The organism is Kribbella rubisoli (assembly GCF_004217145.1).
In the GTDB taxonomy this organism is placed as follows: domain Bacteria; phylum Actinomycetota; class Actinomycetes; order Propionibacteriales; family Kribbellaceae; genus Kribbella; species Kribbella rubisoli.
In genome coordinates this window covers 171,261-197,148 of sequence record NZ_SHKR01000015.1, presented here as the reverse complement: position 1 = coordinate 197,148, position 25,888 = coordinate 171,261, and the positions used below count along the sequence as shown (strand labels likewise).

Genomic DNA, 25,888 nt, shown 5'->3' with positions numbered 1-25,888 from the left:
AGCATCATGATGCGTCCGTTCCGCCTGCTCAACGCACTCCTCACCGGTGCACTGCTCTGCGCCCTGCTGGTCTCCCCCGCCCAGGCGACGATCAGCGGCACCTCCGCGACCAACACCGCCACGACCGTCACCTACCGCTTCTCCTACACCGGCACCCCGCAGTTCCTCCGCGCGTACGTCGACACCGACCGCAGCGCGTCGACCGGGTTCGCGCAGGCAGGCACCGGCGCCGACTACCTGCTCGAGAACGGCAGCCTGTACCAGCACACGGGCACCGGCTGGAGCTGGACGCTCATCCGCACAGTCACGTTCTCCAGCTCAGGCGGAGTCGCACAGTGGACCGTCAACCGCTCGGACCTCGGCGAGACCGCCACCCCGAACGACGCCGATCTGATCTTCCAGGTGGAAGCACCACTCGAGACGTCAACGAAGTACACCCACGTGTACTCCGGCGGCACCAGCGGCGGAGTGACCTACACACCGTCGACCGACAACTTCGCCAATCCGGAGCGCGGGTTCTACCACCACACCGGTGACTGCGACAAAGCCGACTTCTCCCAGAGCACTCTGCAGAGCTACCGCACCAGTCAGGGCATCTCGCTGGTGATGTGCGTCTTCTACTTGTCGGAGTACAAGAACGGGCCGATCGCACAAGCGGCTCTCGATCAGCTCCAGCAGCAGATCGACACCGTCCGGGCAGCCGGTCTGAAGATGGTCCTCCGCTTCGCATACACGACCTCGACCGCCGGCGACGACACGACGAAGGACAGGATCCTCGCCCACCTCGACCAACTGGCGCCGTACCTCAGCTCCGGCAAGGACGTCATCGCGGTTGTCCAAGCAGGTCTCATCGGGGCCTGGGGTGAGTGGTACTACACGCAGAACTTCGGCAACGCCGGCACAGTCACGTCGACCGACTGGGCCAACCGCAAGGCCGTCACCGACAAGCTGCTGAGCGTCGTCCCGTCGACCCGGATGATCCAGCTCCGTACGCCGAAGTTCAAGCGCACCATGTACTCGACGACCGCCGTACAACCAGGTGCCGCCTACAACGGCTCGGCGCTGTCTCGCATCGGTCACCACAACGACTGCTTCCTCGCCAGCCCCGACGACTTCGGCACCTATGAGAACCCGTCCGTCGAGTATCCGTACCTCCAGGCCGACACGACGTACGTCCCGATGGGCGGCGAGACCTGCGGCTCGAACCCGCCGCGCTCGAGCTGCCCGACCGCGACCAGCGAGCTCGCGCAGTTCCACTGGTCGTTCATCAACACCGACTACGAGCCGACCGTCCTCAACTCGTGGAACACCGGCGGCTGCCTCGCCGACATCAGCAAGAACCTCGGCTACCGCTTCCGCCTGGAGTCCGGCACCTACCCGACCACCGCGGTCCACGGTGGCAGCCTGCCCGTGAGCTTCACCGTCCACAACGACGGCTACGCGACGCCCTTCAACCCCCGCAACCTCGAGCTCGTACTGCGGAACACGTCGACCGGCTCGACCTACAAGCTCGCGATGAGCGCCGACTCGCGCCGCTGGACGGCTGGTACGTCGACCACGGTGTCGCAGACGCTCACGCTGCCCACAAATCTTCCGGCAGGTTCGTACTCCCTGCTGCTGAACCTGCCGGATCCGCTCCTGTCCACCCGCCCCGAGTACTCCATCCACCTCGCGAACCAGGGCACCTGGGACGCGACGACCGGGATGAACTCGCTCCTGCACACGCTCACCGTCAGCTAGGCCGAGGAGACACACGCATGAGACGACGGCTTGCCGCTAGCCTCGCGGTGGTTGGGTTGTTGCTACCGACCCAGACCGCGATGGCACACCACGCTCCGCCGAGCACCACCGTCACGTACACCACCTCCGACGAGAACATCTCCAACCAGGAGCGCGGTTTCTACCACCACGCCGAGACGCACTACTACGCCGACAACACCGGCTACGTCCCGCTCGACGTCACCAAGCTGCGCAACTTCCGCACCCAGGAACACATCACCCAGATCCTTCGCCTGTTCTACCTGGAGAAGTTCTCCAAGCAGGACGTGATCGACAAGCACTACCTCGACCTGATGCAGGCCGACTTCAACACGGCACGAGCGGCCGGTGTGAAGATGATCGTCCGGTTCGCCTACGCACTGCCCGGTGACGGCTGGCCGCCGCCGACGCCGTACGGCGATGCGCCGGTCGCCCGGGTCGTCAAGCAGATCAAGCAGCTGACGCCGATCCTGCGGAAGAACGCCGACATGATCGCGGTCGTCCAGTCCGGCTTCGTCGGGCTCTGGGGTGAGGGCTACTACACCGACTACTTCTCGAACCCGGCCGACCCGAGCCAGGTCTCGGACCAGAACTGGGCCGACCGCAAGGCAGTCATCGACGCGCTGCTCCAGGCGTTGCCGAAGGACAAGATGGTCCAGGTGCGTACGCCGTACATGAAGCAACGGATGTACAACGTGCCGACGGGTACCGCGGGCGGGCTGACCGCGGGGCAGGCGTACGACGGGTCCGCGGTCGCACGGATCGGGCAGCACAACGACTGTTTCCTGGCCAGCCCGGACGACTTCGGGACCTACCTGAGCGATCCGATCCAGCTGGACAAGGATTTCGTTGCCCAGGACACCAACTACGTGCCGGAGGGCGGCGAGACCTGCGGCGTGGACGCGCCGCGCTCGGAGTGGCCGTCGGCGTCGGCCGAGATGGCCGCGCTGCACTTCTCGTTCCTGAACATCGAGTACCACCCGGACGTGCTGGCGAGCTGGGGAGACAACATCAACATCGCGAAGCAGAAGCTCGGCTACCGGTTCGCGCTGACCCAGTCCACAGTCTCGCAGTCGCATGGCAAGGTCGACGTCGGCGTGAAGATCCGGAACGACGGGTGGGCGGCGCCGTACAACCCGCGGCAGGTGCAACTGGTGTTCCAGAACTCCAAGCACACCTACCGCGTCAACGTGCCGGCCGATCCGCGTCGCTGGGGCGCCGGCCAGACCGTGAGCCTGAACTGGAGCGTCAAGCTGCCCGCAGGCAAGTACAAGGTCCTGCTCAACATCGCGGACCCGAAGCTACAGTCCCAGGCCCACCTGCCAGGCTCCACCGAGACCTACAACGCCGTCTATGCGGTGCAGTTGGCCAACAACGGAACCTGGCAGTCGAGCACTGGCTACAACGATCTACAGCAAACGGTCACCATCGGATAGGCGCCCACGGGCCGTACTGGTCGCCGGGAGCCTGGTTCCGGGTCCACCAGTTCCACGCCGGCGCAGGTTCACGGGCACCGCGACCGTGGCCCGCGCCGGCTTGGAAGTGTCCGTAGCCGTCTTCCTCGGCGCGGCCGACAGCGTCGAAGGCGCTGCCGGCCGCATTCAACCGGTACAGCCCGAACCCTGCACCGAGCTCGGGGCCGGCGCCGACCATCTCAGGGGTTGACCCCTGAGGTTGTCGGTTGGCCTCTCGCGTGCCGGGGGTGCAACCGACCATCTCAGGGGTCAACCCCTGAGATGGTCAGCTGCTTGTCGTGCCTCGTGGGGGATGCCGGCGGCGGCGTAGGCGTCGGCTTCGTCGAGGGTTTCGTGGAGGAGGAGTTGTTCGGCGATGGAGTCAAGGCGGGGGCGGTTGTCGCGGAGGAGGCGGCGGGCCTCGGCGTAGCACTGTTCGATCAGGCTGCGGACCTCTGAGTCGACGGTGTTGAGGAGCTCGTCGGACACGCCCGCCGTCCGGGCGTCGCCCTCGGACGGAAGGATGGAGACCGGGCCGATCGCGTCGGACATGCCCCACCGCCCGACCATGGAGCGGGCTATCCGCGTAGCCGTTTCCAGGTCGCTCTCGGCTCCCGTGGTCACGACGCCGAGCACCTCCTGCTCGGCCGCCATCCCGCCGAGCGCGCCGATGATCCGGCCGCGCAGGTACTCCACGTCGTACCCGTAGCGGTCGGCATCCGGCGTCGACAGCGTGACGCCCAGCGCACGACCGCGCGGGATGATCGACACCTTGCGAACGGGGTCCGCGCCCTTCTGGATCATGCCGAGCAGCGCGTGGCCACCTTCGTGGTACGCCGTACGACGCCGCTCCTCCTCCGGCATGACGACGTTCCGCGCCGCACCGAGCTGGATCTTCTCCAGCGCGTCGGTGAGATCGCGTTGGGTGATCTGCGACTCGCCCTGCCGCGCCGCCGCGAGCGCTGCCTCGTTCAGCAGGTTCGCGAGATCGGCGCCGGTCATGCCCGGTGTGGACTTGGACAGCGCGTTCAGGTCGGCGTCCGGCGCGAGCGGCTTGCCGCGGGCATGCACCTTGAGGATCGCCTCGCGGCCCGGCTGGTCCGGTGCGTTCACGGTGATCGTGCGGTCGAACCGCCCGGGCCGCAGCAGCGCGGGGTCGAGGACGTCGGCGCGGTTCGTGGCCGCGAGCGTGACGACGCCCTCCGTACCGGAGAAGCCGTCCATCTCGGTGAGGATCTGGTTCAGCGTCTGCTCGCCCTCATCGTGGCCGCCGATCGAACGGGCACCGCCGCGAGCGCGGCCGATGGTGTCGATCTCGTCGATGAAGATGATCGCCGGCGCCACCTTGCGCGCCTCACCGAACAGCTCGCGGACCCGGCTCGCACCGACACCCACGATCATCTCGATGAACTCCGACGCGCTCGCGGAGAAGAACGGTACGCCGGCCTCACCCGCAGTCGCCCGCGCCAGCAACGTCTTACCGGTACCGGGCGCGCCCTCCAGCAGCACGCCCTTCGGCGCCCGCGCCCCGAGCCGCCGGTACTTGTCCGGATCTTTGAGGTAGTCGACGACCTCCTCGATCTCGGCCTCGACCTCGTCGATCCCCGCCACGTCGGCGAACGTCACCCGCACCGTGCTCGGGTCGACCGGCTTCTTCTGCTGACCGCCACCGCCGAACAGTCCACCGACACCACCGAGACCGCCCGCGGCCCGCTGCCGCCGGAACAGCCACCAGTAGAAGGCCGCGATCAGGATGAACGGGCCGAGCGAGATCAGCAGGTTCACCAGCACGCCACGCTGCGCGACCACCGGCGTCGCCCGGACGGTGGCGCCGCCCTTCTGCAGGTCGCCGTACAGGTTGTCGTTCGCGAACGTCGGCCGCTCGGTGGTGAACTTCGTGTAGTTCTGGTCGGTCTTACCCGGCACCGGAGCGGCCGCCTTCAGCCGGCCCTGGATCGTGTCACCCCGGGCGAAGATCTCGGCGACGTTCTGCTTCTGCACCTGTGCGGTGAAGTCGGTGTAGGCGATGGTCTGCTCGCCGCCGGACATCTGGTCCTGCATCGTCGTGAGCAGGAACAGCACGAGATACCCGCCGACGATCCACGCGGCCCACTTCCACCACTTCGGGCGTCGCGGCTTGTCGCCGTCGCCGTGACCGGGCGGCAGTCCCTCGGTCCGCCACGGCTTGTGCGGAGGCCGTTGCGATCCGTCGCTACGATCGCCCTGCCCAGAACCTTGACCGGAGCCCTGACCCGAGTCTCGGCCCGGGCCCTGGCCGCGGTCGGCCGTGGACTGGTCCTGCGGCGGCGGCTGATCCTTGTCGCTCATGGAGCCAACATAGGTCCTGAACCGTCCCCGAAACAGCAACAACTCCGGCGTCGTACCCTGGCGCATGGCTGCGTCTACTCCCGTACCTCTCGTCCTCGACTGCGATCCCGGCCACGACGACGCGATGGCGATCCTCCTCGCGGTGGCCGATCCGGCCGTGGACCTGCTCGCGGTGACGACCGTGGCCGGCAACCAGACCGTCGACAAGTGCACGGTGAACGCGCGCCGGGTCCTGTCGCTCGCGGGCGCGTCCGGCATCCCGGTCGCGCGTGGCGCGGATCGGCCGCTGGTACGGCGGTTGCGCATCGCGGACGACGTCCACGGCAAGACCGGTCTCGACGGGCCGCTCTTCGACGACGAGCCGTCCGTGCCGGAGTCGCCGTACTCCGCGCAGGAACTGCTGGTCGACGTACTGCGGACGACGCCGGCGACGATCGTGGCGACCGGGGCGCTGACGAACATCGCGCGACTGCTCTCCGACGAGCCGGGTCTGGCCGCGAACATCACCGAGATCGTCTGGATGGGCGGATCGACCGACCGCGGCAACATCGCACCCCTCGCCGAGGCCAACGCGTACGTCGACCCCGAGGCGGCGGACCTCGTCGTACAGTCCGGGGTGCCGTTCACGATGTGCGGGCTGAACGTGACGCATCGGGCGCTGGTCACGGCCGACGTACTCGCGCGCTTCGAGCAGCTCGGGACACCGCTGGCGCGGGTCTGCATCGAGTGGATGACGTTCTTCGCGTCGACGTACCGGGAGCTGTTCGGCTTCGAGTCACCGCCGCTCCACGATCCGGTCGCGGTCGCGCGCGTCATCGACCCGGCGATCGTCGGCTGTGTCGACGCAAACCTGGTCATCGAGACCCAAGGTGAGTGGACTACCGGCGCAACGGTCGTTGACCTCGACGGATACACCGGCCGCCCACCCAACGCGCAGGTCGCAGTCGCCCTCGACCAAGCCGCCTTCTGGGACCGGATCGTCGCCGCCGTGTCTGCCCTGAGCTGACTCGTCTGCTGACAGCGGAACACCCTTCTCCCCGGCAGACGTGTGTCGCAGGGTGGACAGGACGACGTAACCAGGAGGAAGCATGCACCTCGAGAAACCAGCCGCGACCTGGCCACCGGGCCCGGAGATCCCGAGCCCGGGACCCGCGATCCCACCGAGGCCGGGGGTGCCTCCGCAGCCGGGAGTCGCGCCGCAGCCGATCCTGCCTTCTTGGTACGAGCCGATGTCGATCAGTCTCGAGCGGGAGCTTGCCGATCGGCTGCTGGCGGAGCGGACGATCCTGGTCGACGGACGGCTGGACGAAGCGTTGGCCAGTCACGTGGCGGCGCAGCTGTTACTACTTGATGCTCGTAGCAACGAGCCGATCATCCTGCACCTGTCCTCGACGGACTCCGAGCTGGACGCCGCGCTCGCACTCACGGGCGCGATCGACCTGATCAGCGCGCCGGTCCACATCGTTGCCCGTGGCACCGTTCGCGGCCCGGCGATCGCCGTACTCGCTGCCGCTGCGCAGCGCGAAGCCCACCGCCACACGGTGTTCGTCCTCTCGACGCCCAAGGTCACGGCGGACGGCACGGCCGACCAGCTCGCGGCGTTCGCCGGCGAACACACGCGGCAACTCGGACGTCTCCGGGACCTCATCGCCAACGCAACCGGCCGCTCACCCGACGAGGTGACGAACGACCTCGACCCGGGCCGCATCCTCACCGCCGACGAAGCGAAGGACTACGGCCTGATCACTCGGCTGCTGTGATCGTCAGCACGAGGCGGCCGTCGGTTTCGCCGGCCGCCTGACGTTTCCACGCGGTCGCGACCTCGTCGAGCGTGACGGTCTCGTGAGCCACCGCGATGGCCCCGAATGCCGCGTGATGGAGTACGGCGGTCAACGCCTCCCGCCGCTGATCCGCCGTCAACGCGTTGTTCGTGTACCCGAGCACGCTCGCCGTCCGGCCCCGCAGTACGGCCGACGAGAACACCGCCTCGTCTCCCGACGATCCACCGAGGTTGACGAGCCGGCCGCCCGGAGCGAGCACCCGCGCCGCGGCCGTCGCGGCGGTGCCGAAGACCGGGTCGATCACCACGTCGTACGACGGGGCGCCGAGCCGGCTCGTCAGCTCGTCGACATCGGTGCTCGCGGCAACCACCTCGTCCGCACCGGCGGCGAGCGCCCGCTGTTTCGACGCGTCCGACCGGGCGACGGCGACGACTCGCGACGCACCGAGCACCCGGGCCGCGCCGATCGCGACCTGACCCACAGCACCGCCGCCACCGAGCACGAGCACCTGCTCCCCCGGCTGTAGCTGTGCCCGCCAGGTCAACGTCATCCACCCGGCCACCCCGGACAGCCCGATCGCCGCCACCGCCGGGTCCGCGACCGGAGTCTCCAACGCGATCAGGTCCGCATCGGGCACGGCGGCCCGCTCCGCGAAGCTCCCGTCCCCCGCGGCCATGCCGGCCGAGGTCGCGAAGAACACCCGCGTCCCTGGCGCCAGCGCGGAGGACTGCTCGACCACGCCGACGCCTTGCACGCCAGGCACGTACGGCAGCTCCGGCGGGCCGAAGTACGACGTACCGGTAGCGCACAACAAGTCCAGCGGAACGACCGGAGCGGCCGTCACGCGCACAATCGACACGCCCTCCCCGGCGACGGGATCCGGGTGCTCGACGTGTTTTGGCGGTTCGCCGTGAGTGTGCAGTATTGCGGCTCGCACGCGTCCTCCTCAGGTAGCGATGTCCGGATACGGCAACGAGTGCTGATGCAACGCCCGCCCGTACGCCTTCTGGTACTCGAGCGGCCCGTGATCCCGCTCGAACATCGCGATGAACAACGTCAGCGTCAGGAACGGATGCGCGCCCAAACCGAACAGTGCCACATGATCGTGCTCGCGCAGCGCACGCCGCTCCTCGTCGGTGAACTCGAGCCAGGTCGACTTCTCCGCCACCGCACAGTTCAGCAACTGGTTCGCCATCTCCTGCTCCCACCAGCTGACCGTCCCGGCGGCGTCCTGGCGGTACCGCTCGACCAAATCAGGATCCCGGTCGACGGTGTAGAGGAACTTGTTCAGCAAGTACTTACTCATGCCGGCACTCCGTTCGGGTACCAGGTGAAGTACGCCTCCATCGTGTGGAACAGGTCGAGCGAGTCGACGTGATCCGCCTTCGCACCGGCACCCGCGACGCCCATCATCAGCATGAAGTCCATGAACCCGTGCGTCGCGTTGCCCGGCTGATGCAGGCTGTCCAGCGTCACCTCGGACAAGCACCCGTCGACATCACCGCTCGCGATCCAGTCCACGGCCTTGCGGTCGAACTCCGGATCGGGCCCGTGCTCGCCGAACTGCCGCGGCCCGCCGAGCTCCAGCGACAGGTGCCCGGTGCCGATGATCGCCACCCGCTTGTCGATCGGCCACGATTCGACCAGCTCCCGGATCGTCCGTCCCAGCTCCACGAACCGGCCCGGACGGGGCAGCGGCGGCGCGAAGATGTTCGTGTAGATCGGCACGATCGGCAGGTCCGCTTCCGGGCGCAGCGTGATGATCGGGCAGGTGATGCTGTGGTCGATCCGCAGTTCGTTGCTGAAGGCAAGATCGAAGCCGGCGTCCAGCCCGTTACGCAGGATGTGTGACGCCAGCTGCTCGTCCCCGGCCAGCCGCATCCGCGGCAGCCCGAACTCGCGTTCCTCGTTGTACCAGTTCGCGTCGAAGTACGGCGCTTTGCCGACCAGGAACTGCGGCATGTTGTCGAGCCACAGCTGGTGGAAGTGATCGCTGCCGACCATCACCAGGATGTCCGGCCGGGCCTTCGTCAGCGTCTCGCGGAACGCCTCGATCTTCGCCACCCACTCGTCGGCGAACGGCGGCCGGTCCGCGCCCGTCGCGGTGCTGGCGCGGTAGTAGAACGGATGATGGGTGGAAGCGATCACGGCGGCGACAGTGGCCATACGATGCTCCTTCAGGATTCCGGATCGACGTACACGGCGTTGCGGTCGACGGTGGAGTAGATATCCATCCCGATCGGCCGGCGACGCTCCTCGGCGAGCTGACCGAGCAGCCCGGCAGCCCTTGCCAGCAAGGCGAATCCGCGCAGCAGCTCGACCGGCAACCCGAGGTCGGCGAGCGCGGCGCCGCAGACTCCGGCGCCGTTCAACGGCAGTTTGCGGCCGAGCACCTGCTCGTGCACGCGGCCGATCGCCTGGAACAGTTTGAGGTGCGGACCTTCGAGGCCTTCTTCGCGGACGAGGTCGATCAGCACCGGCGTGCGCGGGTCCTGGACCTTGTGGACCGGATGTCCCAGGCCGGGGATGAAGGTTCCGTTGGCCCGGGACTGTTCGACGAGCTCCAGCGCGAGGTCGTCCCAGCCGGTCTCGTCTGTCGGCGGCTCGCCGCCGGCCAGCGCTTGATGGAGGAACATCCCGCAGTCCTCGGTCACGCCGAGGAAGCGGGATCCACCACCGAGCAGGCCGGCGGCGAGCGCCCCCTGCAGGGAATCCGGAGCGGACAGGTAGGTGACCCGCGCGGCGATCGCGGTTGGCGTGAACCCGTGGTCTGCCAGCGCGACCAGGACCGCCTCGAACACGCGAGTCTCCGACGGTGTCGGCCGACGCAGTGCAACCAGCCAGAACGCCAGCTCGCCGAACCCCACCTTGCCCATCAAGTCCGCGGTGAGATCCTGCCCGAGCAGACGGATCTCATCAGCGGTCGACGTACCGAGCGAGGTCGGGAACGCCGGCGGTGCCACCTGTTCGTCGCTCATCCCTCGCCCTCCAGCCACTTCCTCAGCTCGGCGCCGTGTTCGTTCAGCGACGGCGGCGGGAGCCGGTACGACGCAGCGTCCGTTCTGTCGCTGGTGTCGCCGGTGAACGTGATCGGATTGCGCACGCCGGGGATCCCGCCGATGGTGACCACCGGATCCAGCCCGAGGTCCTCGGCGAACGCGATGCCGCCGTCGACGGTGTTGATCGGCCCGCACGGCACCCCGGCCGCGATGATGTCCCTGAACCACTCCAGCTTGGTTCTCGTCGACAATCGCTCGATCAGCAACGGCCGCAGTTCCTCGCGGTTCACGGTCCGCTTCTCGTTCCGGTCGAACCGCGGATCCTCGGCCAGCTCCGGTACGCCGAGAACCTCGACCAGCTTGCGGAACTGCCCGTTGTTCCCGGCCGTGATGATCAGTTCCCCGTCCGCACACGGCAGCGGCTCGTACGGGAACAGGCTCGGATGGCTGTTCCCCATCCGCAGCGGTACGACGCCGCCCGCGACGTACGCGCTCGACTGGTTGACCAGGCCGGACAGCGCCGACGACATCAGGTTGACCTCGACGTGCTGACCGCGACCGGTCTCGTGGCGTGCGTTGAGCGCGGACAGTACGCCGATCGTGGCATGCAGTCCGGCCATCACGTCGAAGACCGAGATGCCGGCCCGGAACGGCTCGCCCTTCGGGTCACCGGTCAGGCTCATCAATCCGGAGATCGCCTGCACGATCAGGTCGTACCCGGGCAACGCGGCGCCCTTCGGCCCCGACCCGAACCCGCTGATCGAGGCGTAGATCAGCTTCGGGTTGCCCTTAGCAACAGTCTCGTAGTCCAGCCCGAACCGGGCCAGTCCACCGGGCCGGAAGTTCTCCACCAGCACGTCCGCGCGCCGCGCCAGCTCGTGCGCGGCCGCGAGGTCCTCGGCGTCCTTCAGGTCGAGCGCGATCGACCGCTTGTTCCGGTTCACCGCGAGGTAGTACGTCGAGATGCCGTCGCGGACCGGCGGCTGCCAGGACCGGGTGTCGTCACCGCCGGGCGCCTCGACCTTGACCACGTCGGCCCCGAGGTCGGCCAGCAGCATGGTCGCGTACGGGCCGGCCAGGATCCGGGAGAAGTCGGCCACCAACAGTCCCGAGAGCGGACCCGTCACACGACCTCCCAGCAAGATTTGCGGACAGCTGTCCGCGCGGCTAGATCGCTTCAGTCTCAGCCGCTCGACGCTCGGCTGTCAACCACCCTCTCAACCACCCGCCCGAACCCTTGACACCTCGGCACCGGCGCTCAGATAGTGAGTCTCATCGCCCCGATGACCGCCATACGGACGTATGTCCGGACACTTGCTGGAGGGGAATCATGACCACTGCCGAGACGCCACTGGCGGGCCGGCCGATCCTGCTGCGCGGCGGGACCGTGCTGACCATGGACGATCAGCACACGATTGTCGACAACGGTGATGTGCTGATTGTTGACAATCAGATTGCTGCCGTCGGCCAGGCGCTCGAAGTCCCCGAGAACACCCAGGTGATCGACGCGACCGGCGGCATCGTGATGCCGGGCATGATCGACACCCATCGGCACATGTGGCAGACCGCGATGCGCGCGTACGGTGCCGACTGGACGCTGACGCAGTACTTCGTCTGGTACTACCTCGAGCACGGCAAGACGTTCCGGCCGGAAGACATCCACGCCGGCAACCTGACCTCGGCATGGGAGTCGCTCGAGGCCGGTGTCACCACAACTGTCGACTGGTCGCACGGCCTGCAGAGCGTCGACCACGCCGAGGCGGCCGCGGACGCGCTGCGCGCCGTACCCGGGCGGTTTGTTCTTGCCTACGGCAACATTCAGGCCGGACCGTGGGAGTGGACCGCGGACCCGGCGGTGCGTTCGTTCCTGGAGCGGATGCGCGACGACTCGAAGCTCGGGCTGCAGTTGGCCTTCGACGTGACCGGCGACCCGGCCTTCCCGGAGAAGGCTGCCTTCGAGGTTGCCCGGGAGCTCGGGCTCGGTGTGACCACGCACGCGGGTGTGTGGGGTGCGACGAACGACAACGGCATCAAGCTGATGCACGAGAACGAGTTCATGACGCCGCAGAACATCTACGTCCACGCGGCCACCCTCACCACCGACTCGTACCAGCGGATCGCCGCGACCGGCGGCTCGATCTCCGTCTCCACCGAGTCCGAGCAGAGCGCCGGGCAGGGCTACCCGCCCACCTGGCAGGTACGCCGGCACAACATCCCGGTGTCGCTGTCGATGGACACCAGCGTCTGGTGGAGCGGCGACCTGTTCAGCTCGATGCGGAGCACGCTCGGCGCCGACCGGGCGCGCGAGCACCTCGAGGCGCACATGAAGGGCGCCACCGTGACGCACAGCCATCTGCGCGCCGAGCATGTCGTCGACTGGGCGACCCGAGGCGGCGCGAAGGCACTCGGCCGCGACGACCTCGGCAGCCTCGAACCGGGTAAGACGGCCGACGTCATCCTGATCAAGAACGACTCGTCCCCGGTCTCGTTCCCGCTGATCAACCCGTACGGTCAGGTGGCGTTCCAGTCCCAGCGCGGCGACGTCCACACCGTGATCGTCGACGGCCGCGTCGTGAAGCATGACCATCAGCTGGTCGGCTGCGACCTCACCGCCGTACGCCGGGAAGTCGAGTCAACCGTCGACTATCTGCGCTCGACGCTCGGCGAGGAGGCATGGCGGAGCGGGATGAACCCGGAGCTGCCGAAGGGCGAGGTGCTCGACAACCCGTACCAGTACACCGACTACAAGTCCGACTCGACGCGCGAAGCCCGTGGCACCATCTTCGGTGAGCCGTAGTCGATCGAGGAGGAGCAACCAGATGGCAGGGCGTGGCGCAGGTCCGGATTTCGTCGAGTCGCTGGCTCGCGGGCTGGATGTGCTTGCCTGCTTCGACGCCGATCACCGGACCATGTCCCTCAGCGAGGTGGCAACCGCGGCCGGCCTGGCCCGGCCGACCGCGCGCCGCCTCCTGCTCACCCTCGAGGAGCTGGGATTCGTCCGCACCAGCGACGGTGCCTTCCAGCTCACCCCGAAGGTCCTCACCCTCGGGATGGCGTACGTCGGTTCGCTCGGACTGTGGGACATCGCGAAACCGCACCTCGAATCACTCGTCACCCGGACCGGCGAGTCGTCGTCGATGGCACAGCTCGACGGCTCGGACATCGTGTACGTCGCTCGCGTATCGGTGCCGAAGCTGATCGCGCTGCGCGTAGACATCGGCACCAGGTTCCCGGCCGCTCAGACCTCGCAAGGCAAGGTGCTGCTCTCCGCGCTCTCCCCCGCCCAGCTGGCCGACGTACTCGCGTTGCCGAGTCGCGCGGGCCTCCCGCCGTACATCGGGCGAACGGCTGACCAGTTGCGCGACGAACTCACCGAGATCCGCGCGCGCGGATGGTCGCTGGCCGACGAAGAGCTCGCGCCGGGAGTGCGCTCCGTCGCGGCGCCGGTCCGCGACGGCACCGGCACGGTCCGGGCTGCGATGAACGTGACGGTCCACGCCGCCGAGACGACGGTCGACACGCTGTTGCACGACCATCTGCCGCAGCTGCTGCGTACGGCGGGCGACGTCAGTGCGGAGTGGGCCCTGTGGCAATCTCGGCCCCACGTCGAGATCGAGCAGCGGCACGAGACGACTGCTTGAATGACTGCATGACCGTTCTCGACTCCCCCATCCCCCGGTTCCATCTCGCGATGCCGGTCGACGACCTCGACGCGGCGCGCCACTTCTACGGCGAGGTCCTCGGCCTCGAACAGGGCCGCAGCTCCGAGACCTGGATCGACTGGAACCTGCGCGGCCACCAGTTCGTCACCCACGTCGCGCCGGAACGGCAGCAGCGGATCCACAACCCGGTCGACGGTCACGACGTACCCGTGCCGCACTTCGGGCTGATCCTGACCGTCGAGCAGTTCCAGACCTTCGCGGAGCGGTTGAAGGCGGCCGGCACCGAGTTCGTGATCGAGCCCTACGTCCGCTTCCAGGGCCAGACCGGCGAACAGTGGACCATGTTCTTCCTCGACCCGGCCGGGAATGCCCTTGAATTCAAGGCGTTCGCCGACGACTCGCAGGTATTTATGGCGTGATCCAGCCGGTGAGGATCGTGGTTCCCGACGTGGTCGTGCATACCAAACGGTATGGTACGTTCGGCGGCGGGTGGAGGACGAAGAAGCCGAGGTCGTCGATGTCCGTGGTGGCCAGCTTGCCGCTCTCGCCGCGGGCGCTGACCGCTCCGGCTTCGGGCGGATCCAGCTGACCGAGGACGGCGTCGGGTGTCAGCTCGAGCTCGACCGTCCAGCCGTCCGAGGCGAAGGTGAGCGACCGCAGGATCGCGCTCTCGGACCGGATCGCCAGTGCATCCAGCGAATCCCAGGCCGAGTCGTAGGTGAGCGCCGCCAGTTCGGCGTCGATGGTCCGCCACGCGAACGCGGCCTTACCGGCGTCGACGAACGCGGCCGGCACCTCGTCGGAAGACGCCAGCGCGTCCCGCAGGGCATCGATCAACTTCTCGTCGTCGTTCCAGTCCGGATTCATCACGGTTCTCACCCCCTCGTCCCTTGATCAAAACCATCAGGTCCGTCCGCCGCCAGCAACACCAGCGCGGGCGTCTGCCGCAGCTTGGTCAGGCAGCGGGCCCGGTTCGGCCCGATGCTGCCGATCGGCACCTGCAGTCGCCGGCTGATCTCGCCGTACGGCGCCGGCGGATCCTGGATCAGCAACGCCAGCAAGAGCTGGCATTGCCGCGACAACTCGGCGAACGCGGTCCGCAGGATCGTCCGGCGTTCGTGCCGCAGCACTTCCTCTTCGGCGATCGCCTGCTCGGGTACGTCGGGCGACTCCGCCAGGTCGACCGGCTCGACCCGGCTGGTCGAACGGATCAGCCGAAAGCACTCCCGCTGCGTCGTCGTCGCGATCCAGCCCGGCAACGCGGCCGGCTCGCGCAGGCCGGGCAGATGCTCGACCAGCCGCAACCACACGCTCTGCCCGACATCGTCGATATCAGGCTGTGCCAACCGATACCGCCGGCACACTGAGAAGACCAGTGGCGCGTATCGCTCCACCAGCTCGTCCCAGGCACTCTTCTCGCCGTCCCTGGCCCGGGTGACCAGGTCGACGACTGTCGGGTCGTCCCGCATGCCGCCCCCCTTCTCTCACCGGACCGCTTCACTAGTACAGAGTCGGTCCGGACCACTGCTGATACATCTGGTAGCTAGGCGCCGAGAGCGATAAAGGATCGCGCTGCGGCGATCGTGACCGGATCGCCGCGCGCCTCGGTCCGGGCGCCGGCGAACGCGGTCGCCAGCGACTGACCGGACTGCAGGTTGTCGTGCAACGCAAGCATCAACGGAGCGGTCGCCGGATCGTTCACCGGCACGACGCTCGCCAGGATCCCCGCCGCTCCCAACGGAATCAGGCTGCTGCTCAACCCCAACAACTCATCCGCACCGACGGGCTTCGCCAGCCCGGAGTCGCAACTCGACAACACCATCCGGTACGGCGCTCTGCGCAGCCGCTCGAAGTCGTACACAGTCAGCGGCCCGTCGTCGAGCCGCAACGACGAGAACAGCGGACTGTCCGCGCGGAACGTCCCATGCGCCGCGATGTGTGCGATCCATGCGCCGTCGAGCTCCCGCAGTACCTTCTCCGCGGTCGCGTCACCGTCGGCCAGCACGGTCGCGTCCGGATACTTCTCGGCCAGCCGCATGACCTCCGCCCGGCCCGCCGACAACCCCGGCCCGAGCACCAGCACGACCCGCCGATCAGCCGGCGGCCGCAACCGCCGCGCCCGCATCCAAGTAGCCGCCGACGGCACCACGTTCACCGGCCGCTCAGCCAACCCCGGCACCAACCCCCAAGGCAACGCGTGCAACCGACTAGGCGGCACCATCACCACCGCCCGATCCCCCAGCAGCTCCTGCGCGGGCCCGAGAATCGCATCCCCCAACCGCTGCCCGAGCACGTCGAGCGAAGGCCCCCGATACTCCCGCCCCCGCGCACCACCCGCCGCACCACCCGGCGGGCGCGCTTGTGGGCGGGCGTGGGCGAGCCAGCGTAAGCGGAAGCGAGAGCGTTCGACCTCGACGGCCGCGGCAGCGAGCGGGCCGACCTCGTGGCGGGTGATGCGTCCGTCCCGGACCACCACCGCGTGCAGTACGCCGTCGACCTCGATCAACTCGACGAGCACCGTCTCGCCCAGCGCATCAACCAGAGCATCAACGTCGAACCGCGACGCCGCACCACTCAACGCCCCGCCCTGCGCCCGCAACGCCCGATCCCGAACAGCCTTCTCCAGCCGACGACGTTCCTTCTCCAACGAAGGATCAGGCGACGCATCCGACCGCCGTACGACGTCGCGCAAAGCTGCCAGATCAGCGCCCAACTGCTCGTCGTCCGACGGCCGAACCGGCGGAACCCCCAACGCCGTCGCCCGCCACCGCTCTCCCCAGACCAGCAAGCGCCGCGGATCATCCCGCCGCAACGCATCCCGCAGCGCCAACTCCGCCAACTCAGCGCCCTGCCCAGTTGCCAACGCCCGCAACTCGGTAGCACCCATCGTCAGCCGATGCTCGTCCAACGCATCGAGCCCGCGCCCACACGCCGACAACATCGCGCGCACATCGTCCCGAGCCTCAGCCCGCAACGCCTTCCCCAACCACGCCGCGCTCCGAGCCATCGGCGGCGTGTCCTTGCTGTGCTGCCCGGCCAACTCGAGTTCACGATCCGCAGTACGCGATCGCCCGCCGGCCAACGCGAGCCGACCGGCCAGCAAATGCGCCGCCGACGCGTCGGACGCACCCAGCGCGTCGAGCCGTCGAGCCGCCGCACTCACCCGCCGCAACAACGACTCTCCCCGCTCACCGGCCTGATAGCGAGCCTCCAGCTGCACCATGGACGACCGCACCGACCACCACTCACGGCGCTGTGCGGAGAACAACCGCCGGGCCCGATCCGCCCGGTCCTGCGCGGCCTGCGGATCACCCGCCGCGAGCGCCGCAGTCGCCGCCGCGAACCACAGCTCGCCCCGCTTGGTCGCCGTACCGCCCTCGGCTTCCATCTGGGCGATCGCCTGATCCATCTCGGCCAGCGCCTCGGCACTCAGCCCGGCAGCAAGCAGTACGCCGCAGCGGTCGATCGCGAGGTCCGGCCAGACAACCCCGACCGCCGCGAACCGTCGTCCCGCTTCGTCGAGGTAGCGCAGCGCCGACGGCAGATCGCCGCGCGAGTACGCGACCAATCCGCGATTCTGTCGCGCTTCGGCGTACTCGAACTCCTGGCCCGTCGCGGCGTACAACTTCTCGGCGACGGCGAAATCCGCATCCGCCCGCTTCGTGGCGCCCAACGCGAGCTGGATGAAACCGCGATAGTTCCGCGACCGCGCCTCCCAGACCTGATCGCCCGAACGCCGCAACCGCGCGATCGCCAACCGCAGATCGTCGAGCGCTTCGCGATGCCGCCCGAGCACCAGCAGTACGTCGGCACGCCGCACCAGCACGCGGCCCGTCAGCGCACCGCGACTCAGTTCGACGGCACGATCGAGGCGCGCCAATCCCTCGCGACTCCGGCCCGCCCGACCGAGCGTTGCGCCCAATGTGGCAAGGACATCCGCCTCGCGCTCCGAACGCCCGGACTGCTCGGCGAGCCGCAGCGCGGTACGCAACTCGCGGACCGCCGCCGGGATGTCGCCGAGCTGCCGCAGACTGATGCCCCACGCCTGATGCGCGAACGAGGCCTCGATCGCGAGCGGATCGCTCGCCAGCAGGCTGCGCGCGGACGCGATCGCGTCGTGCGGGCGCGACAACGCGAGCGGCAGCAGATTTTCTGCTGCCTCGGAACTCCCCCCGGCCGTCGGCATTCTGAAATGATAACGGCCGTTGCATTCATCGAGGGGGAAAGGAAGGAAATGGCGGATCAAACGGGCGACCGAAAATACATCGCTCAGATCGAACTGATTCTGGCCGCGTTCGGACGCGAGGTCGAGGTCTATCCCGAGGACTGGGAGAAGCGACCCGAAGGCGCCGACTATCTGTACCGCACAGGGGTCGTCCTGGTCCGGGACGAGGACGTCACCCGGGTGATCGAGCTCTTCCAGGGCGGACGCCCGGCCGAGGGTGGGATCGGCGGCGTGACCCGGTTGCTGCTTCCGGAGAAGGTTCCCGGCGACGCGCCGGAGGACCGTTCTGTCACCCAGCGGTTCCTGATGTACGCCGACCTGCGGCTCGGACGCGGCGTGGTCACGCCCGAGCATTTGTTCTATGTGACGCCCAGCGTCAGCCCTTGTCCGGCGACCGAGCCGGAGGAGGTGCCGCCCGGGATCGCGCCGGACCCGATGGTGCCGGCGCCGTTCCCGTCCGCGGGCAACGCCGACGGGAGCGGCGTGAAGGTCGTCGTACTCGACGTCGGCTGGTCGGACGCGCCCGCGGCGTACTGGCTGAACGGCGTGACCGGTGACCCGGAGAACGCGTTCGACGGTTCGGGGCGGATCCGGCCGTACGCCGGCCACGGCACGTTCATCGCCGGGGTGATGCGGGCGATCGCACGCAACGTCGAGATCGTGGTGAAAAGCTACTTCACCTCGGCCGGGGCGATGTGGGAGTTCGACCTCGCCGCGGCGCTGGACGAAGTACTCGATCTCGCACCGGACATCATCAGTCTGTCGGCGGGAACCCGGACGCGGTTCGACCTGCCGGCGCTCGGTCTGGACGTGTTCATCCAGACACGGCTGAACCGGGTCAACGGCCTCACGCTGGTCGCCGCGGCCGGCAACGAGTCGAGCCGGGACTTCTTCTGGCCGGCCGCGTTCCCGGAGGCCGTCGGCGTCGGAGCCCTCGCGGAGAACGGGCGGGACCGGGCGTCGTTCAGCAACTTCGGCGGCTGGGTCGACGTCTACGCGCCGGGCGAGAACCTGGTGAACGCGTTCCTCACCGGCGACTACGAGTGCACCGAACCGCCGAACACCGGCCAGTTGCGCTCGTTCGCCGGGATGGCTCGATGGAGCGGTACGTCGTTCGCGACGCCGCTCGTAGCGGGTCTGATCGCCGGGCGAATGTCATTGACCGGCGAGAACGCGAAGCAGGCGGCCGACGCGTTGCTCGCCTTCGCGCTGACCCAGCCGGAGCCGGGTGTCGGTCCGGTCCTGCGGGCCGGCGACGCGATCACGTCAGTCAGCTGACCTGCAGCTGACATGACGCGCTGACGCGGTGCGGGACCAACCGGCCTGACCGCCGGACCTCCCGCACCACGTCAGCCACCCCCTCTGCGCGCCCCCGCGTTGTCCTCCCCCCTGCAACAACTCGAAGGCATCCCCCCACACTGGTGCGGAGTCACCCTCGGTGCCGGTTGATACACCCGGTCATCAGGAAAGTTTCCAACGTGACTGCTACTTCGGATGCTCACAGAGGAACGGAGCACGGTTGGCGCCGGAGTGATAGTTGTACTGCGTACCGTCGACGTCGAGGATGATCCGCGTCCCCGGCACCAGCGCCTGGGTGTACATCATCCCCGGCTCCGGACAGCCGAGGCTGCCGTCCGACCAGGTGACCTCCTCCGAACTCACCACCGTCACCCGGGCCGCATCGACACTCAGCCGCTTGGCAAGGTCAGCCTTGGCTTGCTCGACCTGCCCGCCGGCCGGCGGAGTACTGCTGCTGCTCGTGGGGCTGGGTGTCATCGAAGGAGTCTCTCCCGTTCCGGTGTCATTGCCGGTGTCAGTTCCGGTGTTATTGCCGCAAGCAACCAAAAGGCAGGCTGTCGCGAGTACGACGCTCACTGTCCGCATCACCATCACCTCCCACAGTAGACGGCGGAACAGCTGTATTCGTTGCAGATGTATCGCACGAATGTTGTTCAGATTCCGTTTGCCACATGTCAGCCGGCGACCTGAAGGATCGTGGAAACTCGGGAAACCGCCTGTCAAGGAGCATTGCATGTCTGTCGATCGTCGTTCCGTCCTCCGCGGAGCCGCCGTAGGTGCGGCCGGAGTCGGTTTCACCGCAGTCGGCGCCGTGCCGACGCTGGCCGAGGCTGCGCCCGCTTCGCGCGGCGGCCACCCGCCGTTCCCGCAGCACCGGCCCTTCCCGCCGCTGCTCGACGACCCGAAGGGCCTGCTCGCGCTGCCGGCCGGGTTCAAGTACCGGGTCGTCACCCACGCCGGTGAGACCAAGCTGAAGAGCGGTCAGCCCACGCCGGCCCTGCACGACGGCACCGCCGTCTTCGACGGCAGCCGGCACGGCACCTACACGCTGATCCAGAACCACGAGATCGGCGCCGCCGACCCGCTCGGCGTACCGGCGATCGAGGGCACCGTGTACGACAGCGGTGTCGGTGCCGCCGGCGGCTGCACGGTCATCTCCGTCGACCGCGACGGCAAGAACCTCGGCGAGTGGGTCGGCATCTCCGGCACGATCACCAACTGCGCCGGCGGCCCGACGCCGTGGGGCACCTGGATGACGTGCGAGGAGACCGAGAACAAGGCCAACGGCACCACCCGGCTGAAGGACCACGGCTACGTCTTCGAGGTCTGGGCCGACGGCAAGACCGCGCACCCGGTGCCGCTGAAGGCCCTCGGTCGCTACGCGCACGAGGCGCTCGCGATCGACGAGGACCGCACCCACATCTACCTGTCCGAGGACGCGTCGGGCCCGAACGGCACCTTCTACCGCTGGTCGGCGCCGCGCGGCTACCGGCTCAGCTCGCGCAGCTGGCAGGACCTGCAGAACAAGGACTTCGGCACGCTCGAGGCGCTGGCGATCCTCGGTGACGACGGCAAGCCGATCCCGGACGTCGCGTACCTGACCTCGGCCCAGCTGCTCCGTCCGTTCCGCACCACCTGGGTGCCGGTGCCGGACCGCGACGGCGCGACGACGTCGGTCCGCAAGCAGTTCACCGACGGCCAGATCACCCGCGGCAAGAAGTTCGAGGGCGTCTACGGCACCAAGCAGGGCGTGTACGTCGTGAACTCGTACGCCGAGTCCGGCACCGCCGACCTGCCCGCCGACGCCGTACCGCACGACGGCATGGTGTGGTTCTACAACTACGACGCGAAGACCATCCAGCTGGTCACGTACTTCCCCGAGAACGCTGCCGCGAACAAGGGCCCCGAGGCGAAGTACGACGACCTCAACTTCGACAGCCCGGACAACGTCACCGTGACGCCGTGGGGCTCGCTGATCCTGGCCGAGGACGGTCAGGCCAGCAGCCACGTGCTGAGCGCGACGCCGGGCGGCCCGACGTACGCGATCGCCCGGAACATGCTGAACGACTCGGAGTTCACCGGGCCGACGTTCTCCGCGGACGGCAAGGTGCTGTTCGTCAACATCCAGACGCCGGGGATCACGCTGGCCATCACCGGCCCGTGGCGCGACTACCTCGGCTGAGCGCCTCCAGAAGGGTGAGCGAGCGTTCGTCTGGTCCGACGCGTACCTCGTTCATCAGGTAAGAGAAGGCGGTCTCGCGGCCCGGCCATGCGCCGTGCCGCGAGCCGCCGGCTCCCGGGTGACCGAAGGCGTCGGCCGGGCCGTCGCCGGTCTGCAGCTCGAACCCGGCGCCGTAAGCCATTGGGCTCCCCCACGTCGGCTCGATGCCACGCCGGATCTCCCGGCGACCGAGCTCGACGATCTCCGGCGACAGGACGCCGTCTCCTAGGAGCGAGGCGTAGAACTTCGCCATCCCTCGCGCCGTCGCGTAGCCACCGACCGCCGCGAGCCCGGCACTGCGGTACTCCTCGCTGTTCCAGATCTTCTCCGAACCTGGAACCCACAGCGGGTTGGGCCGGTTCAACTCCGACCACGGTCCGTCGACGAGTACACCTTCCGGCGCGACCATCGTCGCCGCTCGCCAGTGCAGCTCCTCGGGCAAGCCGATCCAGACGTCAAGTTCCAGCGGTACGGCGAACTCGTCCGCGAAGAACTGCCCGACCGTGCGGCCGTCAATGCGCCGTACCAGCTCGTCGAGAAGCCAACCCCAGGTCACCGGGTGGTACATGAACGCGGCGCGCGGATCGGACGCCGGCGCCTGCGCGGCGAGGTGTGCCGCCATCACGTCGTGGTCGAGCAGGTCGGCGTACCCAGTCTCGACCCACGGCAGGCGGGCCTGGTGGGACAGCACCTCCGCGACCGTGATCCGATCCTTGCCCTCGGCACCGAACTCGGGCCAGTAGCGACTCAGCGGATCATCCAATGACACCTGTCCGCGTTGTACCAGCAACAGCACGCACGCGCTGGTGAGGCCCTTGGTGCCGGAGAACATCAGGTGGATCGTGTCGCGATCCCACGCTCGGCCCGTCTCCGCGTCCGCAATCCCGCCCCACAGGTCGACGACCAACTCGCCGCGGTGGTACGCCGCGAACGCCGCGCCGAGCTCACCGCGTTCGGTGAAGTTCCGGTCGAAGGCCTCGGCCACGTGCTCGAATCCTGCTGCTGTCCACATGATCTTGATAGTACCGATCGTTCTCATCTTGGTCCAGCTCGGTAGGCTGGGGTCCGGAGGTGGTTGGACGATGCCGGTCAAGGCTGGGGAACGGTTGGATCCGGAGGCGACGAAGGCCCGGATCCTCAAGGCGGCGGCGGACGTGTTCGGCCGGCGCGGGATCCACGCGACCGGGATCAACGAGATCGTCGAGGTCGCCGGCGCGTCCAAGCTGACCATCTACAAGAATTTCGGGTCGAAGGACGGCCTGGTCGAAGCAGTGCTCGCCGATCGCACCCGACGGGTCCGCGCCTGGCACAACGCAGCGGTCGAGGAGGCACCGCCCGGCCGCGACCAGATCCTCGCCGTCTTCGACCTGGTCGCAAGCTGGTACGCCGAAGCCGGGTTCCGTGGCTGCGCGATGATGAATGCCGCCACCGAGGACCGTGGTCAGGACGGCGCACCGCGGCGGCTCGCACGAGAGCATCTCGCCTTCTACCGCGAGCTTTTCGAGCGATTGCTGACGAATGCCGGGGCTCGTGATCCGGAGCGGACGGCGAGGCAGCTGGTCGTCGTACTGGAAGGTGCGACGCTGATCAGCGCGGTCGACCAGGATCCGGGGCTCGGCGCGGAGGCGCGGGTCATCGTGGAGACACTCCTCGACTCGGCACTCTGAGGGCGACCAGGACACACGCCAGGCCGGCTCCGGCCGCGACGAGGAACGCTTGCTGGTAGCCGGCCCATTCGGCAATCAGACCGCCGAGCGGGCCTGCAGCCATGACGCCGAGATCCCAGAACGAAGTCATCACACCCATCGACACGCCCGGACGTAGTCCGCGCACGCGGTCCAGCGTCATCGAGACGCACGCCGGGTAGATCAAAGCCAGCCCGACGCCGGCCAGCGCCGTGAAAGTGATCGCCGTACCGCTGTCAATTGCCAGGGCGAGTCCCACGAGGGCAACGATCTCGAGGGTCACGGTTGTCGCCGCGACACTTCGGCCGCCGAACCGATCGACCAGCGGGCTGCCGGCAAATCTCGTGACCAGGAAGCCTGCCGCGAACACCGCCAGCGCGATGTTGTCCACATCGAGGTTGTCGGCACGCAGTCGCAGTACGAGCAAGGCGGCCACCGTTCCGTAGCAGTAGGCGGCCAGGCCGATGGTTGCTCCGGGCAACGGAACGCCTGCCGGCACGAGATCTCTTGGGTGACGGATCCTCGCCAGTGGTTCGAGCCGACCTGGATCAGAGGGAGTCGTCAGTACCAGCGCGGCCGACGCGAGCGACAGTCCGACGACGGCCCACCAGACCTTGGCGCCGACCAGTGTCGCGATCACCGGCCCCGCGGCCAGCCCACCCCACATCGACAGGCCGAACCAGCCGGCCAACCGCCCGCGCTGCGCCACCCGCGCACCCGACAGCACCCACGGCAGTGCCGCGGAGAACAGCGCCGCCTCACCCGCGCCCATCACCAGCCGCGCGACCAGCAGCAGACCCAGGTCCGGCGCAAGCAGTTGCCCGAGGCCCCCAATCGCCGCCAGCACTCCCCCGGTCAGGACGACCGGGCGCGACCGGCCCGCATCCGCCAGCCGGCCCGCGAACGGCCGCCCGCACGCTGTCGCCAGGAACGCGATCCCGACCGCGGTCCCGCTTGCGAGCGCGCCGCCGCCGAACTTCTCCGGCACGTACGACGGCAACGCCTGCAGCGTGGCTCCGAACGCGAGGTACCCGAACAGGACCGCCACCCACAACCGCCGTACCGGAACAGTCATGGATGAGATGGTACCGCTTGTTATTATGTCTGTCGCGGGCGATCCAGGAGGACGACCTCACACGCATAGTGCTGCGAGGCCGTCATCTCGCCGCGGAACCAGAGCAGCGGGACGCGAGCCGGATCGCCGGGCGCGACGATCGGCCGGAGATTGTCGACGGTGGAGCCCTCGGTGACCGGCGTCCACGTTGTCCCGGCGTCGTTCATGCGGGCGTGGAAGATCTCGTGATGCTTCAGTGCGGCGCCGTCGCGCGGGTCGATCGGCGTCGAGACATAGAGCGAGTCAAGGTCGTACGGGTCGATCGCGACCAGGCCGGTGTAGTCGTTCTCATGCACCAGCAGACCGTGGCCGGCCTTCGCCAGTTGCCGCACCTGCCACGTGCCGCCCGGCGCCAGACGTGCGTAGAAGAAGCGGTGATCCGGCACCGGATGCTGCCGAGCGAACGCATCCTCCGGCCTCTCCGGTACGTCGTGGCGAGCGAGCATCACCGCAGCGAGCGAGCCGTCATCGCCGCGGCGGATGTCCACGGTCCAGCAGTGCGTCATCGGCTCGCCGTCCCAGACCGAGTCCGCGGCGAGGACCTTGGTCAGCTCCACCTGCGACGGCGCGTCGGCGTCGAGCGCTTTGGCATCCACCACAGCGCCGTCGGTCCGGTGCAGAGCGCCGCCCTCGAGATAGCCGTGGTAGATCGAGTTGTTGTAGTCGCGCGGGTGGTGGTCGGTCGTGATGAGGTCGACGCGCGTCGGCGTCGAGACGTAGCGCGTGTAGCCGTTGACGTACCCGACCTTCGGGCGGGTGAACAGCTTGCCGGCGTACTCCCAGGTGTCACCCTCGTCGTCGGATACGAGTGCGCACGGGTCATCGTTCACCGCACGGGCGAAGCAGTAGAGGCGGCCGTCGAGCTCATGCAGGTTCGAGTAGGTGACGCCGCGGCCGCCGGTGAACTCGCTCCAGTCGAACGTCTGCTCCGGTCCCCACGTGCGCGGATCGCCGGGCTCGCTGATCCGCCAACGGGTCAGGTCGTCGGTCTTGTGCTTCGTGTACACCGCCAGCCAACGACCGTCCCGTCGCCGCCACAACGCCGGTACGTCGTGATCGTCGGCTTCGAACTGCTCATGCAGTACGACGACCTGGCTCTCGCCTGACTGCAGTTCTACGACGGTCAGCTCGACGTTGCCGGCCCGTTCGTCTCCGCCGGGGCCCTCGGGCGCGGCGATCGAACCGGCGACCAGCAGGCCGCTCTCCGGATCGACCAAGGCCCGCTCGTCCTGGAACCAGCACCAAGCACCGTTGTCATTGATCACTCGAGGCGCATCCATGGTCGCCCAGTGTTCCATCGGTGAAGTGCCGAGGGTAAGCGCTTGCCCGCATTCGGTCAGAATTGTCCGACGGCCGTGCGAC

Annotated in this window: 23 protein-coding genes; 10 read left to right on the top strand and 13 right to left on the bottom strand. The window is 68.3% G+C overall.

What is annotated here, in order from left to right:
* Positions 1-6 precede the first annotated feature (6 nt).
* Positions 7-1,740 carry a DUF4832 domain-containing protein gene (locus tag EV645_RS30425; RefSeq protein ID WP_242000761.1) on the top strand — a complete coding sequence of 578 codons (1,734 nt, stop codon included), beginning with the start codon at positions 7-9 and terminating at the stop codon, positions 1,738-1,740.
* A 17-nt stretch (positions 1,741-1,757) separates the two neighbouring features.
* Positions 1,758-3,194, top strand: coding sequence for a DUF4832 domain-containing protein (locus EV645_RS30420; RefSeq protein WP_130447496.1), 1,437 nt, complete (start codon positions 1,758-1,760; stop codon positions 3,192-3,194).
* A gap of 288 nt (positions 3,195-3,482) precedes the next feature.
* Here EV645_RS30420 and ftsH read toward each other — a convergent pair whose 3' ends face one another.
* Positions 3,483-5,540, bottom strand: a complete 2,058-nt coding sequence (ftsH, locus tag EV645_RS30415) for an ATP-dependent zinc metalloprotease FtsH (RefSeq protein WP_130447495.1) — start codon at positions 5,538-5,540, stop codon at positions 3,483-3,485.
* 64 nt (positions 5,541-5,604) lie between these two features.
* Between ftsH and EV645_RS30410 the strand changes: the two genes are divergently transcribed.
* Together EV645_RS30410 and EV645_RS30405 are read left to right on the top strand one after the other, a co-directional pair.
* Positions 5,605-6,546 (top strand): nucleoside hydrolase, encoded by a 942-nt coding sequence (locus EV645_RS30410; RefSeq protein ID WP_130447494.1) that lies wholly within the window; start codon positions 5,605-5,607, stop codon positions 6,544-6,546.
* Positions 6,547-6,628: 82 nt separating this feature from the next.
* Positions 6,629-7,300 (top strand): ATP-dependent Clp protease proteolytic subunit, encoded by a 672-nt coding sequence (locus EV645_RS30405; protein WP_130447493.1) that lies wholly within the window; start codon positions 6,629-6,631, stop codon positions 7,298-7,300.
* Here EV645_RS30405 and EV645_RS30400 read toward each other — a convergent pair.
* The 5 genes from EV645_RS30400 to EV645_RS30380 are packed head-to-tail and all read right to left on the bottom strand — an operon-like array spanning position 7,284 to position 11,447.
* The gene (locus EV645_RS30400) at positions 7,284-8,258 is read right to left on the bottom strand and encodes a quinone oxidoreductase family protein (RefSeq protein WP_130447492.1); all 975 of its coding nucleotides are present in this window, start codon (positions 8,256-8,258) and stop codon (positions 7,284-7,286) included. The genes EV645_RS30405 and EV645_RS30400 overlap by 17 nt on opposite strands.
* Positions 8,259-8,267: 9 nt before the next feature.
* On the bottom strand, positions 8,268-8,627 hold the full coding sequence (locus EV645_RS30395) for a hypothetical protein (RefSeq protein ID WP_130447491.1): 360 nt from the start codon (positions 8,625-8,627) through the stop codon (positions 8,268-8,270).
* A complete protein-coding gene (locus EV645_RS30390) occupies positions 8,624-9,487 on the bottom strand; it encodes a DODA-type extradiol aromatic ring-opening family dioxygenase (RefSeq protein WP_130447490.1) in 864 nt (287 codons plus the stop codon). Before EV645_RS30390 ends, EV645_RS30395 begins: the two co-directional genes overlap by 4 nt.
* Before the next feature lie 11 nt (positions 9,488-9,498).
* Positions 9,499-10,299 carry a citryl-CoA lyase gene (locus EV645_RS30385; protein WP_130447489.1) on the bottom strand — a complete coding sequence of 267 codons (801 nt, stop codon included), beginning with the start codon at positions 10,297-10,299 and terminating at the stop codon, positions 9,499-9,501.
* A complete protein-coding gene (locus tag EV645_RS30380) occupies positions 10,296-11,447 on the bottom strand; it encodes a CaiB/BaiF CoA transferase family protein (protein WP_242000760.1) in 1,152 nt (383 codons plus the stop codon). Before EV645_RS30380 ends, EV645_RS30385 begins: the two co-directional genes overlap by 4 nt.
* A gap of 203 nt (positions 11,448-11,650) precedes the next feature.
* Here EV645_RS30380 and EV645_RS30375 point away from each other — a divergent pair, with 203 nt between their 5' ends.
* From EV645_RS30375 to EV645_RS30365, 3 genes are read left to right on the top strand one after another with little or no spacing between them, the layout of a single operon-like run.
* Complete coding sequence (locus EV645_RS30375; protein WP_130447487.1) at positions 11,651-13,117, top strand: amidohydrolase family protein; 1,467 nt, start codon at positions 11,651-11,653, stop codon at positions 13,115-13,117.
* A gap of 22 nt (positions 13,118-13,139) precedes the next feature.
* Positions 13,140-13,961 carry an IclR family transcriptional regulator domain-containing protein gene (locus tag EV645_RS30370; RefSeq protein ID WP_130447486.1) on the top strand — a complete coding sequence of 274 codons (822 nt, stop codon included), beginning with the start codon at positions 13,140-13,142 and terminating at the stop codon, positions 13,959-13,961.
* Positions 13,962-13,969: 8 nt separating this feature from the next.
* Positions 13,970-14,401 carry a VOC family protein gene (locus EV645_RS30365; protein WP_130447485.1) on the top strand — a complete coding sequence of 144 codons (432 nt, stop codon included), beginning with the start codon at positions 13,970-13,972 and terminating at the stop codon, positions 14,399-14,401.
* Here the strand turns inward: EV645_RS30365 and EV645_RS30360 are convergent.
* From EV645_RS30360 to EV645_RS30350, 3 genes are all read right to left on the bottom strand, one after another.
* Positions 14,391-14,861: a hypothetical protein gene (locus tag EV645_RS30360; protein ID WP_130447484.1), complete on the bottom strand. Its 471-nt coding sequence runs from the start codon at positions 14,859-14,861 to the stop codon at positions 14,391-14,393. The genes EV645_RS30365 and EV645_RS30360 overlap by 11 nt on opposite strands.
* Positions 14,858-15,451 (bottom strand): RNA polymerase sigma factor, encoded by a 594-nt coding sequence (locus tag EV645_RS30355; protein WP_130447483.1) that lies wholly within the window; start codon positions 15,449-15,451, stop codon positions 14,858-14,860. Before EV645_RS30355 ends, EV645_RS30360 begins: the two co-directional genes overlap by 4 nt.
* A 74-nt stretch (positions 15,452-15,525) precedes the next feature.
* Positions 15,526-18,168, bottom strand: coding sequence for a CHAT domain-containing protein (locus tag EV645_RS30350; protein ID WP_130447482.1), 2,643 nt, complete (start codon positions 18,166-18,168; stop codon positions 15,526-15,528).
* 48 nt (positions 18,169-18,216) lie between these two features.
* On the opposite strand from EV645_RS30350, the gene EV645_RS30345 reads away from it, so the two are divergent.
* Entirely contained in the window at positions 18,217-19,485 is a 1,269-nt protein-coding gene (locus EV645_RS30345) for a S8 family peptidase (protein ID WP_130447481.1), read from the top strand.
* A gap of 207 nt (positions 19,486-19,692) precedes the next feature.
* Here the strand turns inward: EV645_RS30345 and EV645_RS30340 are convergent, their stop codons facing one another.
* Positions 19,693-19,983, bottom strand: a complete 291-nt coding sequence (locus EV645_RS30340) for a hypothetical protein (protein WP_130447480.1) — start codon at positions 19,981-19,983, stop codon at positions 19,693-19,695.
* Between the two features lie 256 nt (positions 19,984-20,239).
* On the opposite strand from EV645_RS30340, the gene EV645_RS30335 reads away from it, so the two are divergent.
* Positions 20,240-21,688 carry an alkaline phosphatase PhoX gene (locus EV645_RS30335; RefSeq protein ID WP_130447479.1) on the top strand — a complete coding sequence of 483 codons (1,449 nt, stop codon included), beginning with the start codon at positions 20,240-20,242 and terminating at the stop codon, positions 21,686-21,688.
* Here the strand turns inward: EV645_RS30335 and EV645_RS30330 are convergent.
* Positions 21,657-22,739 (bottom strand): serine hydrolase domain-containing protein, encoded by a 1,083-nt coding sequence (locus EV645_RS30330; protein WP_242000759.1) that lies wholly within the window; start codon positions 22,737-22,739, stop codon positions 21,657-21,659. The two genes, EV645_RS30335 and EV645_RS30330, sit on opposite strands and share 32 nt — an antisense overlap.
* 70 nt (positions 22,740-22,809) lie before the next feature.
* Between EV645_RS30330 and EV645_RS30325 the strand changes: the two genes are divergently transcribed.
* Complete coding sequence (locus EV645_RS30325; RefSeq protein ID WP_157997182.1) at positions 22,810-23,394, top strand: TetR/AcrR family transcriptional regulator; 585 nt, start codon at positions 22,810-22,812, stop codon at positions 23,392-23,394.
* On the opposite strand, the gene EV645_RS30320 is transcribed toward EV645_RS30325, so the two are convergent.
* Together EV645_RS30320 and EV645_RS30315 are read right to left on the bottom strand one after the other, a co-directional pair.
* Positions 23,360-24,487 carry an MFS transporter gene (locus tag EV645_RS30320; RefSeq protein WP_130447477.1) on the bottom strand — a complete coding sequence of 376 codons (1,128 nt, stop codon included), beginning with the start codon at positions 24,485-24,487 and terminating at the stop codon, positions 23,360-23,362. The two genes, EV645_RS30325 and EV645_RS30320, sit on opposite strands and share 35 nt — an antisense overlap.
* A 23-nt stretch (positions 24,488-24,510) precedes the next feature.
* Entirely contained in the window at positions 24,511-25,806 is a 1,296-nt protein-coding gene (locus EV645_RS30315) for a BNR-4 repeat-containing protein (protein ID WP_130447476.1), read from the bottom strand.
* Between the last annotated feature and the right edge of the window lie 82 nt (positions 25,807-25,888).

What these genes read in the sequence shown, in the direction of transcription:
- EV645_RS30350 (WP_130447482.1), bottom strand. Translation starts at nt 18,168, where the DNA reads ATGCCGACGGCCGGGGGGAGTTCCGAGGCAGCAGAAAATCTGCTGCCG.
- EV645_RS30375 (WP_130447487.1), top strand. Translation starts at nt 11,651, where the DNA reads ATGACCACTGCCGAGACGCCACTGGCGGGCCGGCCGATCCTGCTGCGC.
- EV645_RS30340 (WP_130447480.1), bottom strand. Translation starts at nt 19,983, where the DNA reads ATGACACCCAGCCCCACGAGCAGCAGCAGTACTCCGCCGGCCGGCGGG.
- EV645_RS30385 (WP_130447489.1), bottom strand. Translation starts at nt 10,299, where the DNA reads ATGAGCGACGAACAGGTGGCACCGCCGGCGTTCCCGACCTCGCTCGGT.
- EV645_RS30355 (WP_130447483.1), bottom strand. Translation starts at nt 15,451, where the DNA reads ATGCGGGACGACCCGACAGTCGTCGACCTGGTCACCCGGGCCAGGGAC.
- EV645_RS30330 (WP_242000759.1), bottom strand. Translation starts at nt 22,739, where the DNA reads ATGTGGACAGCAGCAGGATTCGAGCACGTGGCCGAGGCCTTCGACCGG.
- EV645_RS30325 (WP_157997182.1), top strand. Translation starts at nt 22,810, where the DNA reads ATGCCGGTCAAGGCTGGGGAACGGTTGGATCCGGAGGCGACGAAGGCC.
- EV645_RS30365 (WP_130447485.1), top strand. Translation starts at nt 13,970, where the DNA reads ATGACCGTTCTCGACTCCCCCATCCCCCGGTTCCATCTCGCGATGCCG.
- EV645_RS30410 (WP_130447494.1), top strand. Translation starts at nt 5,605, where the DNA reads ATGGCTGCGTCTACTCCCGTACCTCTCGTCCTCGACTGCGATCCCGGC.
- EV645_RS30390 (WP_130447490.1), bottom strand. Translation starts at nt 9,487, where the DNA reads ATGGCCACTGTCGCCGCCGTGATCGCTTCCACCCATCATCCGTTCTAC.
- EV645_RS30315 (WP_130447476.1), bottom strand. Translation starts at nt 25,806, where the DNA reads ATGGATGCGCCTCGAGTGATCAATGACAACGGTGCTTGGTGCTGGTTC.
- ftsH (WP_130447495.1), bottom strand. Translation starts at nt 5,540, where the DNA reads ATGAGCGACAAGGATCAGCCGCCGCCGCAGGACCAGTCCACGGCCGAC.
- EV645_RS30425 (WP_242000761.1), top strand. Translation starts at nt 7, where the DNA reads ATGATGCGTCCGTTCCGCCTGCTCAACGCACTCCTCACCGGTGCACTG.
- EV645_RS30370 (WP_130447486.1), top strand. Translation starts at nt 13,140, where the DNA reads ATGGCAGGGCGTGGCGCAGGTCCGGATTTCGTCGAGTCGCTGGCTCGC.
- EV645_RS30320 (WP_130447477.1), bottom strand. Translation starts at nt 24,487, where the DNA reads ATGACTGTTCCGGTACGGCGGTTGTGGGTGGCGGTCCTGTTCGGGTAC.
- EV645_RS30405 (WP_130447493.1), top strand. Translation starts at nt 6,629, where the DNA reads ATGCACCTCGAGAAACCAGCCGCGACCTGGCCACCGGGCCCGGAGATC.
- EV645_RS30395 (WP_130447491.1), bottom strand. Translation starts at nt 8,627, where the DNA reads ATGAGTAAGTACTTGCTGAACAAGTTCCTCTACACCGTCGACCGGGAT.
- EV645_RS30420 (WP_130447496.1), top strand. Translation starts at nt 1,758, where the DNA reads ATGAGACGACGGCTTGCCGCTAGCCTCGCGGTGGTTGGGTTGTTGCTA.
- EV645_RS30335 (WP_130447479.1), top strand. Translation starts at nt 20,240, where the DNA reads ATGTCTGTCGATCGTCGTTCCGTCCTCCGCGGAGCCGCCGTAGGTGCG.
- EV645_RS30345 (WP_130447481.1), top strand. Translation starts at nt 18,217, where the DNA reads ATGGCGGATCAAACGGGCGACCGAAAATACATCGCTCAGATCGAACTG.